15 protein-coding genes are annotated in these 16,112 nt (G+C 73.5%); 10 read left to right on the plus strand and 5 right to left on the minus strand.

Features of this window, described 5'->3' with window-relative positions:
* Window positions 1-64 precede the first annotated feature (64 nt).
* The 7 genes from ACFWEG_RS15915 (at window position 65) to ACFWEG_RS15945 (ending at window position 8,139) form a co-directional block, all read left to right on the plus strand.
* Window positions 65-751: an SCO family protein gene (locus ACFWEG_RS15915; RefSeq protein ID WP_387214977.1), complete on the plus strand. Its 687-nt coding sequence runs from the start codon at window positions 65-67 to the stop codon at window positions 749-751.
* Window positions 748-1,188 carry a copper chaperone PCu(A)C gene (locus tag ACFWEG_RS15920; RefSeq protein WP_387214902.1) on the plus strand — a complete coding sequence of 147 codons (441 nt, stop codon included), beginning with the start codon at window positions 748-750 and terminating at the stop codon, window positions 1,186-1,188. The genes ACFWEG_RS15915 and ACFWEG_RS15920 overlap by 4 nt, the downstream gene beginning before the upstream one ends.
* 21 nt (window positions 1,189-1,209) lie before the next feature.
* Complete coding sequence (locus ACFWEG_RS15925; RefSeq protein WP_387214905.1) at window positions 1,210-3,204, plus strand: copper resistance protein CopC; 1,995 nt, start codon at window positions 1,210-1,212, stop codon at window positions 3,202-3,204.
* Between the two features lies 1 nt (window position 3,205).
* Complete coding sequence (gene efeB, locus ACFWEG_RS15930; RefSeq protein ID WP_387214908.1) at window positions 3,206-4,462, plus strand: iron uptake transporter deferrochelatase/peroxidase subunit; 1,257 nt, start codon at window positions 3,206-3,208, stop codon at window positions 4,460-4,462.
* 208 nt (window positions 4,463-4,670) lie between these two features.
* The gene (gene pheA, locus ACFWEG_RS15935; RefSeq protein ID WP_387214911.1) at window positions 4,671-5,606 is read left to right on the plus strand and encodes a prephenate dehydratase; all 936 of its coding nucleotides are present in this window, start codon (window positions 4,671-4,673) and stop codon (window positions 5,604-5,606) included.
* Window positions 5,607-5,998: 392 nt separating this feature from the next.
* Window positions 5,999-7,288, plus strand: a complete 1,290-nt coding sequence (gene serS / locus ACFWEG_RS15940; protein WP_387214914.1) for a serine--tRNA ligase — start codon at window positions 5,999-6,001, stop codon at window positions 7,286-7,288.
* Window positions 7,285-8,139, plus strand: a complete 855-nt coding sequence (locus ACFWEG_RS15945) for an HAD family hydrolase (RefSeq protein WP_387214917.1) — start codon at window positions 7,285-7,287, stop codon at window positions 8,137-8,139. Before serS ends, ACFWEG_RS15945 begins: the two co-directional genes overlap by 4 nt.
* A 68-nt stretch (window positions 8,140-8,207) precedes the next feature.
* On the opposite strand, the gene ACFWEG_RS15950 is transcribed toward ACFWEG_RS15945, so the two are convergent.
* The 4 genes from ACFWEG_RS15950 to ACFWEG_RS15965 are packed head-to-tail and all read right to left on the minus strand — an operon-like array spanning window position 8,208 to window position 11,878.
* A complete protein-coding gene (locus ACFWEG_RS15950; protein ID WP_387214920.1) occupies window positions 8,208-8,927 on the minus strand; it encodes an ABC transporter permease subunit in 720 nt (239 codons plus the stop codon).
* 16 nt (window positions 8,928-8,943) lie between these two features.
* Complete coding sequence (locus ACFWEG_RS15955) at window positions 8,944-9,855, minus strand: ABC transporter ATP-binding protein (protein ID WP_387214923.1); 912 nt, start codon at window positions 9,853-9,855, stop codon at window positions 8,944-8,946.
* 3 nt (window positions 9,856-9,858) lie between these two features.
* Window positions 9,859-10,821, minus strand: coding sequence for an ABC transporter permease (locus ACFWEG_RS15960; protein WP_387214926.1), 963 nt, complete (start codon window positions 10,819-10,821; stop codon window positions 9,859-9,861).
* Entirely contained in the window at window positions 10,811-11,878 is a 1,068-nt protein-coding gene (locus ACFWEG_RS15965) for an ABC transporter ATP-binding protein (protein WP_387214929.1), read from the minus strand. The genes ACFWEG_RS15960 and ACFWEG_RS15965 overlap by 11 nt, the downstream gene beginning before the upstream one ends.
* A gap of 391 nt (window positions 11,879-12,269) precedes the next feature.
* Here ACFWEG_RS15965 and ACFWEG_RS15970 point away from each other — a divergent pair, with 391 nt between their 5' ends.
* Both ACFWEG_RS15970 and ACFWEG_RS15975 read left to right on the plus strand, forming a co-directional pair.
* Window positions 12,270-14,072: an SDR family oxidoreductase gene (locus tag ACFWEG_RS15970; RefSeq protein WP_387214932.1), complete on the plus strand. Its 1,803-nt coding sequence runs from the start codon at window positions 12,270-12,272 to the stop codon at window positions 14,070-14,072.
* A 246-nt stretch (window positions 14,073-14,318) separates the two neighbouring features.
* Window positions 14,319-14,900, plus strand: a complete 582-nt coding sequence (locus ACFWEG_RS15975) for an RNA 2'-phosphotransferase (RefSeq protein ID WP_387214935.1) — start codon at window positions 14,319-14,321, stop codon at window positions 14,898-14,900.
* Here ACFWEG_RS15975 and ACFWEG_RS15980 read toward each other — a convergent pair.
* Window positions 14,818-15,456: a maleylpyruvate isomerase N-terminal domain-containing protein gene (locus tag ACFWEG_RS15980; RefSeq protein ID WP_387214937.1), complete on the minus strand. Its 639-nt coding sequence runs from the start codon at window positions 15,454-15,456 to the stop codon at window positions 14,818-14,820. The two genes, ACFWEG_RS15975 and ACFWEG_RS15980, sit on opposite strands and share 83 nt — an antisense overlap.
* Window positions 15,457-15,524: 68 nt before the next feature.
* Between ACFWEG_RS15980 and ACFWEG_RS15985 the strand changes: the two genes are divergently transcribed.
* Window positions 15,525-16,094, plus strand: coding sequence for a formimidoyltetrahydrofolate cyclodeaminase (locus ACFWEG_RS15985; RefSeq protein WP_387214940.1), 570 nt, complete (start codon window positions 15,525-15,527; stop codon window positions 16,092-16,094).
* The last annotated feature ends 18 nt before the right edge of the window (window positions 16,095-16,112 follow it).

Here is a 16,112-nt window from a genome sequence, read left to right on the forward strand (position 1 = left end):
CGCCCTCGACCGCGGCGCGCGCCCCGCGGGCGGAACCCCGTACCTCCACTCCCAGGACATCCTGATGCGCAAGAGCACCACCCGCCGACCGGCCCGCAGGAACAGCCTGCTCGCCGCGGCCCTCGTCTCCGCCGCCCTCACCCTCTCCGCCTGCTCCGGCGACGGCGGGGACGGCGGTGACCAGCCCCTCGCCGACGTCTCCGGCGGCGACACCTCCCAGCAGGCGGCCACGGTCCTCGACAAGCCGTACGAGAAGCCGGACATGATCCTCACCGACACCTCGGGCGAGAAGTTCGACCTCCGTGCGCGGACCGAGGGCAAGCCCACGCTGATCTACTTCGGCTACACCCACTGCCCCGACGTGTGCCCGCTGACGATGAGCAACATCGCCATCGCCGAGAAGCGGCTCCCGAAGGCCGAGCAGGAGGACCTGCAGGTCGTCTTCGTCACCACCGACCCCGAGCGCGACACCCCGAAGCACCTCGGCGCCTGGCTCAAGGGCGCGGCGGGACCGGACGCGATCGGCCTCACCGGCGACTTCGACACCATCCAGGCCGGCGCCCGGTCCATCGGCATCGGCATCGAGCCGCCGACCAAGGACAAGAACGGCGACGTCGTCTCCATGCACGGCGCCCAGGTCATCGCGTTCTCGCCGAAGACGGACGCCGGGTACGTCCTGTACGGCGAGGACACCACCGCCGACGACTACACCAAGGACATGCCGAAGCTCGTCACCGGGGCGAAGCCGTGAGGCGCGCGCTGCCGGCCGCTGCCGTGCTCGCCGGGACGCTCGTGCTGGCCGGCTGCGGAGCGGGCGACCCCGAACTCAGCGTCGGCGACGCCTTCGTGCCCGCCCCGCCGACCGCGGACATGGCGGCCGGCTTCCTGACCGTCACCAACGACGGCGGCAGCGCCGACACCCTGACCGAGGTGACCAGCGACGCGGCCGACTCCGTCGAGATCCACGAGACCGTCGGGCAGACGATGCGACAGGTGGACAGCCTGGACGTGCCCGCCGGCGGCACCCTCGACCTCGACCGCGGGGGCAACCACCTGATGCTCATCGGTCTGGACGGCAAGCCCGCCGAGGGCCAGAAGATCACCGTCGAACTGCACTTCAGCAAGTCCGGCACGATCACGGCCGAACTGCCCGTGAAGGCCGCCACGTACAACCCGACAAGCCGGTAGGCGAAGGGGCTGAGCCGTCAGATGCAGACGCACAGGCAGACGCAAGGACAGGCACGGGGGCAGGCCCACGGGCAGGGGCGGACGCGCGGGCGGTCGGGCGCGCGGGTCCGGATACCGGGGGCAGGGGGTGCGCGCGGCGGCCGGGCGAGGGGGCTGCTGCTCGTCCTGGCCGCGCTGTTCACCGTCCTCGGCACGGCCGCGCCCGCCTCGGCGCACGCGGCGCTGATCCGCAGCGACCCGCAGCAGGGCTCCGTGGTCGCGAAGGCGCCCGAGCGGGTCACGCTGGACTTCTCCGAGGGCATCGGCGTCACGGAGGACGCCGTGCGGGTCCTCGACCCGCAGGGCAAGCGCGTCGACACCGGCGGTCTGAAGGACCTGAGCAGCGGCAACCGGATCGCGTACGCCGTGGACCTGCGGCCCGGTCTGCCCGACGGCACGTTCACCGTCGCCTGGAAGGCGGTCTCCGCCGACAGCCACCCCGTCGGCGGGGCGTTCACGTTCTCCGTCGGCGCGCCCTCCGAGACCACCGTCACCACGGCGGGGGTCACCGAGGACGCCGGCGGCGGACTGGTCGGCCTCGCCTACGGGGTGGCCCGCTACGCCGCGTACGCCGGATACGTGCTGCTGGTCGGCGGGGCGGCCTTCGTGCTCGCCTGCTGGCCGCGCGGCGCGTCCGTACGGCCGCTGCAGCGGCTCGTGGTGAACGGCTGGGTGGTGCTCACCACCGCCACCATCGCGCTGCTGATGCTGCGGACGCCGTACACCGGCGCCGCGGGCATCGGCGAGGTGCTGCAGACGAAGACGGGGACCGCGCTCGTCTCCCGGCTGCTGCTCCTGGGCGCCGCCGCGCTGTTCGTCGCGGTCCTGTTCGGCGCGTACGCGAAGCGCGAGGACCCGGTGGAGAAGCGCGACCTGACGTACGGTCTGGCGATCGGCGGCGGGGTGCTCTCCGCGGGCATCGGTGCGACCTGGGCGCTGTCCGAGCACGCCTCCACCGGCATCCAGAGCCGGCTCGCGATGCCGCTGGACGTGGTGCACCTGCTCGCCGTGGCGTGCTGGCTGGGCGGCCTCGCCGCGCTGCTCGTGGCCCTGTTCCGCGGCCCGGCCGTCGACCGGGCGGCCGTCCACCGGTTCTCCCGGCTCGCCTTCGGCAGCGTCGTGGCGCTCGCGGCGACCGGTCTGTACGCCTCCTGGCGGCAGGTCGGCTCCTGGTCCGCCCTGACCGGCACGACGTACGGACAGCTCCTGCTCGCCAAGGTGGCGCTCGTCGCGGTGCTCCTGGGCCTGGCCCGGTACTCGCGGCGGTGGACCGCGCGGCTGGCCGAGGTGGACGTCGCCGAGGCCGCGGACGGCGGGCGCACGGAGGAGGCCGAGTCCGTCGAGCCTGCCGAGGCCGTCGAGCGGGAGAAGGTCGCCGTGGCCGCGGGTGCGGGGGGCGTTGAGGAGGAGGACCCCGAGCGGGCCGCGCAGCTCGCCCGGCAGCGGGCCGCCGAGGAGAGCGCGCGGGAGAGGAAGGAGCGCGACGCCGACCCGGAGCGCTCGGGGCTGCGCCGCTCGGTGCTCGCCGAGGCCGCGGTCGCCGTCGTCCTGCTCGCCGTGACCACCGCCCTGACCGGAACCGAGCCCGGCCGCACCGAGGAGCAGGCGGCCGCCGCGGCCGCCGTGCAGCAGACCGGGCCGGTCTCGCTCACCGTGCCCTTCGACACCGGCGGCGCGAACGGCAAGGGCAAGGCGGTCGTCGACGTCGACCCGGGACGCAGCGGCGGCAACGAGATGCACGTCCTCGTGCAGACCCCGGACGGCAAGCCGCTGGACGTCCCCGAGGTCAAGGTCGCCTTCACTCTCAAGTCCAAGGGGATCGGGCCGCTGCCCGTGACGCCCGATCGGATCGCGGAGGGACACTGGACGGCGGCAGGCGTGCAGATCCCGATGCCCGGTGACTGGGAGATCGCGGTGACGGTGCGCACCTCGGACGTCGACCAGGTGACCGAGTCCAAGAACGCGAAGATCGGCTGACGTGACCGGCTCGAACGACATCTCCAGGCGGCGGCTCCTCGGGACCGCCGGCGCGGCCGGCGTCTCCGGACTCGCCCTCGGGGCGGCCGGCGGCGCGGGTGCGTACGCGGCGGCCCGGCCCGCACCGGAGCCGGCGCTCACCTCGGTCGGGGCGGCCCGGGCGATGTTTCACGTGAAACACCAGCCCGGGATCACCACCCCGTCGCAGGCCCGCGGCCATCTCGCCGCCTTCGACCTGACGGCGGGGGCGGGCCGCAAGGAGGCCGCCGCCCTGCTGCGCCGCTGGTCGGCGGTGGCGGCCCGGCTCATGGCGGGCGAGCCGGTGGCGGGCGGCGCGGCCGGGGCGGACACCGGGGTCGCGCTCGACGCCGGGCCCTCCGGGCTCACCGTCACCTTCGGTTTCGGCCACAGCTTCTTCGCCCGTACGGGGCTGACGGGCAGTCGCCCGGCGGCGCTCGACCCGCTGCCCGAGTTCTCCGCCGACCGCCTCGACCCGGAGCGGTCGAACGGCGACCTGTGGGTGCAGATCGGCGCCGACGACGCGCTCGTCGCCTTCCACGCCCTGCGGGCGCTGCAGAAGGAGGCCGGGAGCGCGGCCCGGCTGCGCTGGCAGATGAACGGCTTCAACCGCTCCCCCGGCGCGACCGCCCGCCCGATGACCACCCGCAACCTGATGGGCCAGGTCGACGGCACCCGCAACCCCCGGCCCTCCGACGCGGACTTCGACCGGCGGGTCTTCGTCCCGGAGCGGCCGACCGACGGCACTCCCGCCTGGATGGCGAACGGTAGCTACGCCGTCGTGCGCCGCATCCGGATGCTGCTCGACGACTGGGAGAAGCTCTCCCTCGACCGGCAGGAACGGGTCATCGGCCGGCGGAAGGCGGACGGGGCGCCGCTCAGCGGCGGCACCGAGACCACCGACCCGGACCTGGAGAAGGCGGACGCCGACGGGAAGTTCGTCATCCCCGCCGACGCACACGCCCGGGTCGCCGCCCCGGAGACCAACGGCGGCGCGGCGATGCTGCGCCGGCCGTTCTCTTACCACGACGGGTACGACGCCGACGGGGCGCCGGACGCGGGCCTGCTGTTCGTGTGCTGGCAGGCGGATCCGCTGCGCGGCTTCGTCCCGGTGCAGCGCAAGCTCGACCGGGGGGACGCGCTGTCGCCGTTCCTGCGCCACGAGTCGAGCGGGCTGTTCGCGGTCCCGGGCGGGGCGGCGGAAGGCTCCTACGTGGGCCAGGAGCTCCTGGAGGCCTGACCCGGGCCGCACGGGTCCAAGGGACGGGACGCCCGACGCGCGGCGGAACGGCGGCCGGGCGGGGCGCACTAGGGTGGCCCTAGGCCGGCGAGGGGCGCTGCGCCCGGGACCCCGGATCGGCCTGCGGCCCGCAGCCCGGTCCCGCCCGCGCGCCCGGACCGCCGTGCCACGAGCCACCACCTGCCGCCGACCCAGCGAAGGGCCCCGCATGTCCGCCACCCGCTACACGTACCTCGGCCCCGAGGGCACCTTCACCGAAGCCGCCCTGCGGACGCTTCCGGAGGCGGCCACCCGCGAGCTGACCCCGATGGTGTCGGTGCCGGCCGCGCTCGACGCCGTACGGAACGGCCAGGCGGGAGCGGCGCTGGTGCCGATCGAGAACTCGGTCGAGGGCGGGGTGACCGCGACCCTCGACCAGCTCGCCACCGGCGAGCCGCTGATGATCTACCGCGAGGTCGTGCTGCCGATCGCCTTCGCGCTCCTGGTGCGGCCGGGCACGCAGCTCGCCGACGTGAAGACGGTCACCGGTCACCCCGTCGCCCAGCCGCAGGTGCGCAACTGGCTCGCCGCGCACCTGCCGGAGGCCGTGTGGGAGTCGGCCGCGTCGAACGCGGACGGGGCCCGGCTGGTCCAGGAGGGGCGTTACGACGCGGCCTTCGCGGGCGCCTTCGCCGCCGCCACCTACGGCCTCGAACCGCTGGTCACGGAGATCCACGACGCGCAGAACGCGGCGACCCGCTTCGTCCTCGTCGGCCGCCCCGCCCGGCCCTCCGCGCCGACCGGGGCCGACAAGACGTCCGTGGTGATCTGGATGGGTGACGACCACCCCGGCGCCCTCCTGGAACTCCTGCAGGAATTCGCGGTGCGCGGCGTCAACCTGATGCGTATCGAATCCCGGCCGACCGGTACCGGAATCGGGAATTACTGTTTCTCGGTCGACGCGGAGGGGCACATCGCCGACCGCCGCATGGGCGAGGCACTGATGGGTCTCAAGCGCATCTGCCCGAAGATCCGCTTCCTGGGTTCCTATCCGCGGGCCGGGGTCGCCCCCGAGGACGTGGCGCCGGCCCGTACGGGCACATCGGACCACGACTTCACGGACGCCTCCGACTGGCTGGTCCGCGTCCAGGACGGGCGGGGCTGAGCGAGCGGCTGCCGGGCTGTGGGCAAAGGGTGCCGTTATCCACAGGCGTTGCTCACTGCCTGTGGATTAGTCGACACGATCTGCTGACACAGTCGACAAATCGCCCTGTAGACGACACTTCCGTCCACAGGCGCACAGGCCTCACCCGTCACCCCAATTCCATGGATCACCCGTTAAGGGGATGCCTTTTCCACTCGAATGACGGCATAAAGAAGGTTTGATCCGCGCGACCTTCGTCCCGCATGCGGCTTTCACACCCAGGGCACGCCGCATCCACAGGAAACGCTCACAGCCTGTGGATAACTCGACCCGGGTTCACCAGCCTGTGGACAGGGGGCCTTCCACCGCCTATCCGGTCGAGTCGGCGGCGCACGCCCCGGTAGCCTGGGGGGGTGATTGACCTTCGCCTGCTCCGTGAGGACCCCGACCGTGTGCGCGCTTCCCAGCGGGCCCGAGGCGAGGACGTCGCGCTCGTCGACGCCTTGCTCTCCGCCGACGAGCGGCGCAGGTCGTCCGGCATCCGCTTCGACGAGCTGCGCTCCGAGCAGAAGGCGCTCGGCAAGCTCGTCCCCAAGGCCTCCGGCGAGGAGAAGGCCGAACTGCTGAAGCGCACCGGCGAGCTCGCCCGCGCCGTCAAGGCCGCGGAGGCCGAGCAGCGGGAGGCCGACGAGGAGACCCAGCGGCTCGCGCTCGGCCTCGGCAACCTCGTCCACCCCGACGTCCCCGTCGGCGGCGAGGAGGACTTCACCGTCCTCGAGACGCACGGCGTCATCCGGGACTTCGCCGCCGAGGGCTTCGAGCCCAAGGACCACCTGGAGCTCGGCGAGGCGCTCGGCGCGATCGACGTCGAGCGCGGCGCGAAGGTCTCCGGTTCGCGCTTCTACTACCTCACCGGCGTCGGCGCGCTCCTGGAGCTGGCGCTGGTCAACGCGGCGATCGCGCAGGCCACGGAGGCCGGGTTCACCCCCATGCTGACGCCCGCGCTGGTCCGCCCGCGCGCCATGGAGGGCACCGGCTTCCTCGGTCAGGCCGCCGAGAACGTCTACCACCTGGAGAAGGACGACTACTACCTGGTCGGCACCTCCGAGGTGGCCCTCGCCGCGTACCACATGGACGAGATCATCGAGGCGGACCGGCTGCCGCTGCGCTACGCGGGCTTCTCGCCCTGCTTCCGCCGCGAGGCCGGCACGTACGGCAAGGACACCCGGGGCATCTTCCGGGTGCACCAGTTCGACAAGGTCGAGATGTTCTCCTACGTCGCCCCCGAGGACGCCGAGAACGAGCACCGGCGGCTCCTGGAGTGGGAGAAGCAGTGGCTCACCGGCCTCGGGCTGCCCTTCCAGGTGATCGACGTCGCCACCGGCGACCTCGGCTCCTCGGCGTCGCGCAAGTTCGACTGCGAGGCGTGGATCCCGACCCAGGGCAAGTACCGCGAGCTGACCTCGGCGTCCAACTGCGACGGCTTCCAGGCCCGCCGGCTGTCGGTGCGGATGCGCGAGAACCGTGATGGCAAGAAGGTGCTGCAGCCGCTCGCCACCCTCAACGGCACCCTGTGCGCCGTGCCCCGGACCATCGTCGCCCTCCTGGAGAACCACCAGCGGGCCGACGGCTCGGTGTGGGTGCCCGAGGTGCTGCGCCCGTACCTGGGCGGCCGCGAGATCCTGGAGCCCGTCGCCAAGTGAGCGCCACCGAAACGCCCGGCGGGGGACCGGCGGGGTTCCCGTACAAGCTCGTCGCCACCGACCTCGACGGCACGCTGCTGCGCTCCGACGACACGGTCTCCGCGCGGACCCGTGACGCGCTCGCGGCCGCGACGGCGACCGGCGCCGCGCACCTCGTCGTCACGGGCCGCTCGGTCGCTTGGACCAGGCACATCCTGGACGACCTCGGCTACGACGGGCTCGCCGTCTGCGGGCAGGGCGCGCAGCTCTACCACGCGGGCGAGCACCGGCTGCTGACCTCCGTCACCCTGGACCGGCAGCTCGCCGGGCTCGCGCTGTCGAAGATCGAGGCCGAGATCGGGCCGCTGGCGCTCGCCGCGAGCCGCGACGGCCTGGACGGCGAGGTCCTCCTCGGCCCCGGCTACCGCACCCACGGCGACGGCCCGGAGTCCGCGAACCCGCTGCCGTACGTCCCGTTCAGCGACCCGGCCGCGCTGTGGGCGGCGCCGCTCAACAAGGTGTACATACAGCATCCGGGTCTTGACGACGACAGTCTCGCCGAGGTGGCGCGGCGGGTCGCGGGCGACCTGGTGGGGGTGGTGATGGCCGGGGCGGGCATCGTCGAGATCCTCCCGCTCGGGCTGACCAAGGCCACCGGTCTCTCGCTGGCCGCCCGGCGGCTCAAGGCGACGGCGGCGCAGACGATCGCCTTCGGGGACATGCCCAACGACATCCCGATGTTCGGCTGGGCGGGCCACGGCGTCGCGATGGAGAACGCGCACACCGCGCTGAAGGCCGTCGCCGACGAGGTCACCGCGTCGAACAACGCGGACGGGATCGCGGTCGTCCTGGAACGGCTGCTCGCCGGCTGAGCCGCCGCGCGGCGTCACGAAGGGCCGGGCCCGTGGGGGCCCGGCCCTTCGCGCTTGCGTCCCGGCGGCTACTCCTCGCCGGCCAGCTTCAGCGTCCGCAGCTTCTGGCCCGCGTACCAGGTGGCGAGGACCGTCACCCCGGCGAGGAACGCGGTGGCGACCGGCAGGCCGACGTCCGAGCCGATCAGGCCCTCGCCGGCGACCTTCTCGGCGACCGACAGCGACCACTGCTGGACGCTCAGGGTGCGCGCGCCCGGGACCAGCGAGCCGAACAGTGTCTCCCAGACCAGCGCGTAGACCAGGCCGATCACGACGGCGTGCCGGGAGACGGTGCCGATCAGCAGGAACAGCGCCGCGTAGGCGATCGAGGCGACCAGCGCGGCGACCGTGTAGGCGACGGCGATCTGCTGCCCGTTGCCGTTCAGGATCAGCCCCGCGACCAGGGTGGGGAGCGCGGAGAACACCATGGTGACGGCGATGGCGACGGTCAGCTTGGTGGTGATGATCGTCGACCGCTTGATCGGCTTGGAGAGCAGGTAGACGACCGAGCCGTCGTCGATCTCCGGGCCGATGGCGCCGGTGCCGGCGATGACGCCGATCAGCGGGACCATCGTGGCCAGCGCGAAGCCGCCGAGGACGTTCACGGCCGTCTGGTCGTCGGCGCCGACCATGGCCCGGACCGATCCGGCGATGACCAGGAGCAGCAGCGGCAGGATGAACAGGATGAGGGCGCGGCGGCGGCCGAGCAGGGCCCGGTAGGTGAGCCGGGCGACCGTGGGGTCGTACATCGAGTAGCTCAGCTCCTCAGGCCGTGACGAGGTAGGAGAAGACCGACTCCAGCGACTCGTCCGAGGGGGAGACCTCGTGGAGCCGGATGGAGTGGTCGCGGGCGACGCGCGGCAGCAGCGCGGTGAAGCGGCCGAAGTCGACGGCCTGGATGCGCAGGGCGCCCTCGCGCACGTCCACCTCGATGCCGGCCGTCGAGGGGTCGGCGATCAGCGCGGCGGCCAGCGCGCGGTCGTCGGAGGAGCGGACGGAGTAGACGTGCGGCCGGTCCGTCATCAGCCGGCGGATGCGGCGGAAGTCGCCGGAGGCGGCGTGCCGGCCGGCGACGACCACCTCGATGTGGGAGGCGAGCTGCTCGACCTCCTCCAGGATGTGCGAGGAGAACAGGACCGTGCGGCCCTCGTCGCCCATCCGCCGCAGGAGCTCCATGAGCTGCATGCGCTGGCGGGGGTCCATGCCGTTGAAGGGCTCGTCGAGCAGGAGCACCGACGGCTCGTGGACCAGCGCGGACGCCATCTTCACGCGCTGGCGCATGCCCTTGCTGTACGTGGAGATCTTGCGGTCCTGCGCGTACTCCATCTCGACGGTGGCCAGCGCCCGCTGCGCCTCCCGCTTGCCGAGCCCCTGCAGTTCGGCGTTGGCGACGACGAACTCCCGGCCGGTCAGGAAGTCGTACATCGCCTCGCGCTCGGGGACGAGCCCGATCTGCCGGTAGACCTGCTCGTTGCGCCAGATGGGGGTGCCGTCGAGGGTGACGGTGCCGTGGGAGGGGGCGAGGAAGCCGCCCATCATGTTGATGAGCGTGGACTTGCCCGCGCCGTTCGGCCCGAGCAGCCCGGTCACGCCGGGGGCGATGGTGAAGGTGACGTCGTTGACGGCGACGACGTTGCCGAACCAGCGGGAGGCGTGGTCGATCTCGATGGTGGTCACGGTTCAGAGACCCGCCTTCTTGTAGCGGCGCATGAGGACGGCGTAGCAGGCGTACACGAGGGCGAGGGTGACCAGGACGTACACCGCGCCCTGGGCCGTCGTGGGCCCCACCCCGCCGGGGAATCCGGTCTCGGCGCCGAAGAACGCGGTCTGTACCCCGTCGAACAGGGAGATCGGGGAGAGCAGGCCGAGCCAGGGGACCGCACCGGTGTTGCCGGTCTCGACGCCGATGGCCTGGACGGTCGACACCGCGCCGTACGGGATGATCAGGACGGCGATGACCGCGGCGACGCCGAAGCCGCGGCGCGGGGTGAGCGCGGCGACGACCAGGCCGACGCCGGCGAGCAGCACGGAGAACACCGCTACGGAGACCATGCCCTGGAGGAATCCCGTCGTCTGGTCGGAGAAGTCGAGCTTGGCGAGCAGGGCGCCCGCGTAGAGCACGACGAGCGGCGCCGCGGTCAGCAGGAACAGCGCGGACGCCATGGCGGCGTACTTCGCCAGCACGTAGTCGACCCGCTCGATCGGGCGCGAGAAGTACAGCGGGATCGTCCGGAACCTCAGGTCGCGGGAGACGGCCTGCGGGGCCTGCGAGGCGAGGTAGAGGCCCGAGACCAGCTGCAGGGCGAGCGCGTACTCGGTGAAGTCGACGGGCAGTTCCTTGGCCTTGGTGAAGACGGTCACCGCGACCATGGCCCCGGCCGGGAGCACCATCACGCCGAAGAGGACGAACGGCAGCACCTTCGACTTCGCCGAGCGGCCGAGGCCGTAGGCGCCGCGCAGCGACTGGGCGAACAGCGAGCGGCGGGCGTAGGCGCGGCCGAGGCGGGGTCCGTCGTAGGACCGGTAGCCGATGTTGTGGATCCGCGAGTCGGGCCCGGCGGGTCCGGTGCCGGTGCCGCCGCCGGTGCCGCCGCCGGTGCTCTGCGGGGCGGGGGCCGGGGCGGCGGGGGTGTCAGCGGGCATCGGCGGTGGCCTCCTTGCCGTGCGGGTGGCCGTCGGGGGCGGCGCCGGGCGCGGGCGCGCCGGACGCCGGGGGGTGGGTTCCGGCCGCGCGGGGGTCGCCGCGGAAGACCTCCGCGATCTGTCGCCTGCGCTGCTCCATGCGCACGAGCCCGAGGCCGAGATCGGCGACGGTGTCGCACACGACGTCGTAGGTCTCCTCGCCCGCGGCCTCCAGGAGCAGGATGTGGCCGGCGCCGGGCAGACCCTGCTCCTCGCCCTCGAAGGGGGTGATCCCGCGCGCGGTCAGCGCCTCGCGCAGGGCCTGCGAGCCGTTCGGGTGGCGCTCGGAGTCGGTGACCTCGACGGCGAGGGTCGTGGTGGCGGCCGTGAACTCCTCGGTGGAGGAAGACCGCAGCAGGGTCCCGCCGTCGATCACGACGACGTGGTCGCAGGTGCGCTCCAGCTCGCCGAGGAGGTGCGAGGTGACGAGCACCGAGATGCCGAACTCGGTGTGGATGCGGCGGATCAGGCCGAGCATGTCGTCCCGGCCCACCGGGTCGAGGCCGTTGGTCGGCTCGTCGAGGAGGACCAGCTGCGGGTCGTGGACCAGCGCCTGGGCGAGTTTCACCCGCTGCTTCATGCCCGTCGAGTAGCCGCCGATGGGGCGGTAGCGCTCCTCGTACAGGCCGACGTGGCGCAGGGTGTCGGCGGTCCGCTCGCGGGCGGCGGTCGGCGGCAGCCCGGACATCCGCGCCATGTGGACGACGAACTCGGTGGCCGAGACGTCCGGCGGCAGGCAGTCGTGCTCGGGCATGTAGCCGACGCGCTCGCGGATCCTCCCGCCCTCGGAGGCGACGTCGAGACCGAGGACCCGTCCGGTGCCCTCGGTGGCGGGCGCGAGGCCGAGGAGGATCTTGATCAGGGTGGATTTGCCGGCCCCGTTGGAGCCCACGAGGCCGGTCACCCCGGGCCCGATGTCCAGGGTGAGCCGGTCCAGCGCGGTGACCCGCGGGTACCTCTTGCTCAGATTCGTCGTCGCGATGACTGTCACAGGATCGACGGTAGTGGCGTGGGCCACAGCGGTCGTCAGCCCAGGGGCCCTACTCCGTGTCCACCTGGAGGCTGATTCCGGCCCGCCGGTCTCCCTAGGGGGGGATCGGGGGGTGCCCTGAGGCCGATCGGGGACCGCGCACTTGATCCCGGTCGGCGGCGGCTGCCACATTCGTCGCAGGGAGCTTGTGGGACATGCGGTCGGCAGCGCCCCTGGGCGCCGTGGGGCCGCGGAAGGGACGGGCGGACGGGTGACGCGGCGGAACGGCGGCGAGGGCGGGGCGGGGTTCGGCTCCGGGGCGACGGGGGCCGGGTCGGGGTCCGGGTCGGGGGCGGGCTCGGGGGCGGGCTCGGGGGCGGGCTCGGGGTCCAGGGCGGGGTCCAGGGCGGGGTCCAGGGCGGGGTCCAGGGCGGGGGACGTGTCCGGGACGGTACCTGTCTCTGCCGACGCGCCGCGCGAGCGCTTCGTCGCGGCCGACGGCGTCGAGCTGTGCGTCGTCGAGTACGGCGAGCCCGCGCCCGGCCGGCCGACGGTCGTCCTGCTGCACGGCTACCCGGACAGCAAGGAGGTGTGGGGCCGGGTCGCCCCCCGGTTGGCCGGGGGCGGACGCCGGCACGTCGTGCTCTACGACGTCCGGGGACACGGCCGCTCCGGCGCACCGCGGCCGCTGCGCGGCGGGTTCACGCTGCGGAAGCTCACCGACGACTTCCTGGCGGTCGCCGACGCGGTCAGCCCCGACCGCCCGGTCCACCTGGTCGGGCACGACTGGGGCTCCGTACAGGGCTGGGAGTTCGCCACGGCGCCCCGGACGCGTGGCCGCATCGCGTCGTTCACCTCGCTCTCGGGGCCGTCCCTCGACCACTTCGGCCACTGGATCGAGCGCCGGGCCCGCCGCCCCTCCCCGCGTGCGGTCGGCCAACTCCTGGGCCAGGGAGCCAAGTCGTGGTACGTGTACGCGCTGCACACCCCGGTACTGCCGGAGGCGGCGTGGCGCGGACCGCTCGGCCGGCACTGGCCCGCGCTGCTGCGCCGTGTCGAGCGGGTGCCCGGCGGTGACGGCTACCCCACCGACTCCCTGCGCCAGGACGCCGCCCACGGCACCTGGCTGTACCGCGACAACGTGCGCACCCGGCTGCGCACCCCGCGCGAGGACGCCTTCGCCCACGTACCGGTCCTGCTGGTCACGCCGACCGACGACCCGTTCCTCTCCCCCCGGCTCCACGACGACCTCGACCGCTGGGTCCCCGACCTGGAGCGTCGCACGCTGCCGGCGAAGCACTGGGTGCCGCGCACCCACCCCGACCAACTCTCGCGCATGATCGCCGACTTCGTGGACGCCCGCGACGCCGGGACGGGCGAGGAGCGCTCCGTCGTGCGCCACACCGCCCGGGGCCCTTACGCCGACCGCTTCGGCGGCCGGCTGGTCCTGGTGACGGGCGCGGCGAGCGGCATCGGCCGGGCCACGGCCCTCGCGTTCGCCGCGGCGGGCGCTCGGGTCGTCGTGGTCGACCGGAACGCGGAGGGAGCGCGTCGCACGGCCGAACTGGCGCTGTCCGCAGGCGCGTCGGGGGCGTGGGCGGAGACCGTCGACGTCGGCGACGAGCAGGCGATGGAGAAGCTCGCGGAGCGCACCGAACGCGACCACGGCGTCGTCGACGTGCTCGTCAACAACGCGGGCGTCGCCGTGGCGGGACCGTTCCTGGACACCAGCACCGAGGAGTGGGCGTCGCTCCTCGACGTCAACCTGTGGGGTGTGATCCATGGTTGCCGGATCTTCGGCCGCCGGATGGCGGCGCGCGGGGAGGGCGGGCACATCGTGAACGTCTCCTCCCTGGCGGGGTACCAGCCGTCCGCCGTGCTGCCGGCCTACTCGACGAGCAAGGCCGCCGTCTTGATGCTCAGCGAGTGCCTCAGGGCCGAACTCGCCCCGCTGGGCATCGGGGTGAGCGCGGTGTGCCCCGGCTTCGTGAGCACCGGGATCGTCGACGGTGCGCGGTTCGCCGGGGCGGGCCTGGAGGAGGAGCTGCGGCGTCGGGAGCGCTCGTCATGCCTGCTGCGCCGGCGCAAGTACCCGCCAGAGAGGGTCGCTTCGGCGATCCTGCGGGCGGTCGACGGCGACCGGGCCGTGGTGCCGGTGACATGGGAGGCGCGGGCCGGACTGATGCTCGGACGTGTGCTGCCGGGCGCCAGGAGGGCTATCGCGCGACTGATGCGGCCCTGATGACGGCTCGTCAGGTACTGGGTTATGGCAAAACACCTCCGTGTGGCGCTGCTTGAGCATCCACATGACAACTCTTCATAAAAATGTGCAATTTGGGCAAGTGCCCATAAAATGAAGCGCAGTTTTCCCCAGAGCCTGCAATTACCCTGTGGATAAGCCCTCTTGCCTGTGGATCAAACCCAACGCTGCTGTTGCAACAGGCTAATTGGGGTGCGCCGTGCGTCACATCTCGGGCACCCTTCCGAAATGGACCGGACCGTGCGCGTGTCGAAGTACCTCTCGAAGCATCTGCGGCATGAGCCGGACCGGATCGGGCTCGTCCTCGACGAGGCCGGCTGGACCGGCATCGAGCAGCTGCTCGCCGCGGCCGCCGCGCACGGCTTCCCGATCACGAGGGACGAACTCGACCGCGCGGTCGCCGAGAACGACAAGCGGCGCTTCGCGGTGTCGGAGGACGGCAGCCGGATCCGCGCCCACCAGGGCCACACCGTCCCCGTCCTGCTCGGGCTGCCCCCGGCCGAGCCGCCGCCGTACCTCTACCACGGCACGGTCGCGGCCTCGCTCGACGCGATCCGCGGCGAGGGGCTGCGCCAGATGGCCCGGCACGACGTCCACCTCTCCGTGGACCGGGAGACCGCCACCCGGGTCGGTGCGCGGCGCGGGCGGCCGGTGGTGCTCGCGGTCGACGCGGGCGCGATGCACGCGGCCGGTCACGTCTTCCGGGTCACCGCCAACGGTGTCTGGCTCACCGCTGCCGTGCCGCCGGAGTACCTGCGGTTTCCGGCCGGTCGCCGGACAGGTCCGGACACGGACACCAGCGCGGGCTGAGCGGGAAGCGGCCCCGCGTGGCGGCGACCGCGCGCTCCGCCTCGTCGAGCGGCAGCCGCCCGGTCGCCCTGCGCAGGTAGGCCGTGCGCTCCGGGTCGGGCAGCCGCACGGGCTGCGGCGGCACGCCCCTCGTGCGCCGCACCCCCGTCAGCCGTCCCCCTTCGAGCAGCGCCTCGGTGGCCGCCGCCGCCTCGGCGGTCGTCCAGGGCGGGTGCCCGAGCGCCTCGGCCAGGTCGAAACCGTGGACGGTGACCGTCAACAGGCGCGCGGTCAGCCACGACGGCGTCCTGGACGGCGGGTCCACGGTCCGCCAGGCCCGGTCGAAGCCGTCGGCCAGCACCTGGCCACGGGTGACCGCGATCTGCGCGGGCGGCGGCGCAGGGGCCTCGCCGAGCACCTCGGTGACGTGGGCGACGAGCTCGCGCACCGACCACGGCACCGCCCAGGGACCGCAGCGCGTCGGGCGGTCCCACTCCGCCTCGGGCAGTCCGCTGAGCATGTCGTAGAGCCGCGCCGATTCCGCCCGCAGAGCCGCGGGCACTCCCACCCCGTCCATGCCGCAAGGGTACGCAGCGGGCACGATCCGTGACCATGGTGCTGCGAGGTGCATGGGACGATTTCCGGATGCGTACCGAGACGATCAGCGGATATCTGGACCGGCTCGCGGCCGGAGGCGTGCCCGCGGGCGGGGGTTCGGGGGCCGCGGCCCCCGCCCTGCTCGCGGCCCAGGCGGCGGCCCTGCTGGCCTCGGTGGCACGCGAGGACCCGCAGGACGGCGCCGGTCCGGGCGCGGGCGCGGATGAGGCGCGCCGCAGGCTCACCGCCCGGGTCCGGGCGGCGGCCGACGGTCTGCGCGAGATGGCGCTCAAGCTGGCGGACGACGAGGCCGGTTCGGGGGCCGTCGCGGACGCCCGGGCGCGCGGGGCCGTGATCATGATCGCGGAGGCCGGCGTCGAGCTGGCCGGCAAGCTGCTGCCGGTCACCGACCGCGCCGCGCTCCCCGACCTCGCGACCGCTCTGGAGACCGCCCGCGCCGCCGCCCGCTCCGCCCGCACCGGCGTCGAGGCCCTGCTCACCGCCGTCACCGACCCCGCGGCCCACGCCGAACTGACCGCCCTCACCGCCGGCGTGGACCCCCTCACCACCTGCGCGGACCACCTCATCGCGGACACGACGCACCGCCTGCACGGCTGAGTCGTGGGGGGGGCGTGC

The sequence above is a fragment of the Streptomyces sp. NPDC060194 genome, assembly GCF_042728285.1.
Classification (GTDB): Bacteria; Actinomycetota; Actinomycetes; order Streptomycetales; family Streptomycetaceae; genus Streptomyces.

Coding starts and splice junctions, on each gene's coding strand:
- ACFWEG_RS15915 (WP_387214977.1), top strand. CDS start 65: ATGCGCAAGAGCACCACCCGCCGACCGGCCCGCAGGAACAGCCTGCTC.
- ACFWEG_RS15925 (WP_387214905.1), top strand. CDS start 1,210: ATGCAGACGCACAGGCAGACGCAAGGACAGGCACGGGGGCAGGCCCAC.
- pheA (WP_387214911.1), top strand. CDS start 4,671: ATGTCCGCCACCCGCTACACGTACCTCGGCCCCGAGGGCACCTTCACC.
- ACFWEG_RS15950 (WP_387214920.1), bottom strand. CDS start 8,927: ATGTACGACCCCACGGTCGCCCGGCTCACCTACCGGGCCCTGCTCGGC.
- ACFWEG_RS15960 (WP_387214926.1), bottom strand. CDS start 10,821: ATGCCCGCTGACACCCCCGCCGCCCCGGCCCCCGCCCCGCAGAGCACC.
- ACFWEG_RS15975 (WP_387214935.1), top strand. CDS start 14,319: ATGGACCGGACCGTGCGCGTGTCGAAGTACCTCTCGAAGCATCTGCGG.
- ACFWEG_RS15980 (WP_387214937.1), bottom strand. CDS start 15,456: ATGGACGGGGTGGGAGTGCCCGCGGCTCTGCGGGCGGAATCGGCGCGG.
- ACFWEG_RS15985 (WP_387214940.1), top strand. CDS start 15,525: ATGCGTACCGAGACGATCAGCGGATATCTGGACCGGCTCGCGGCCGGA.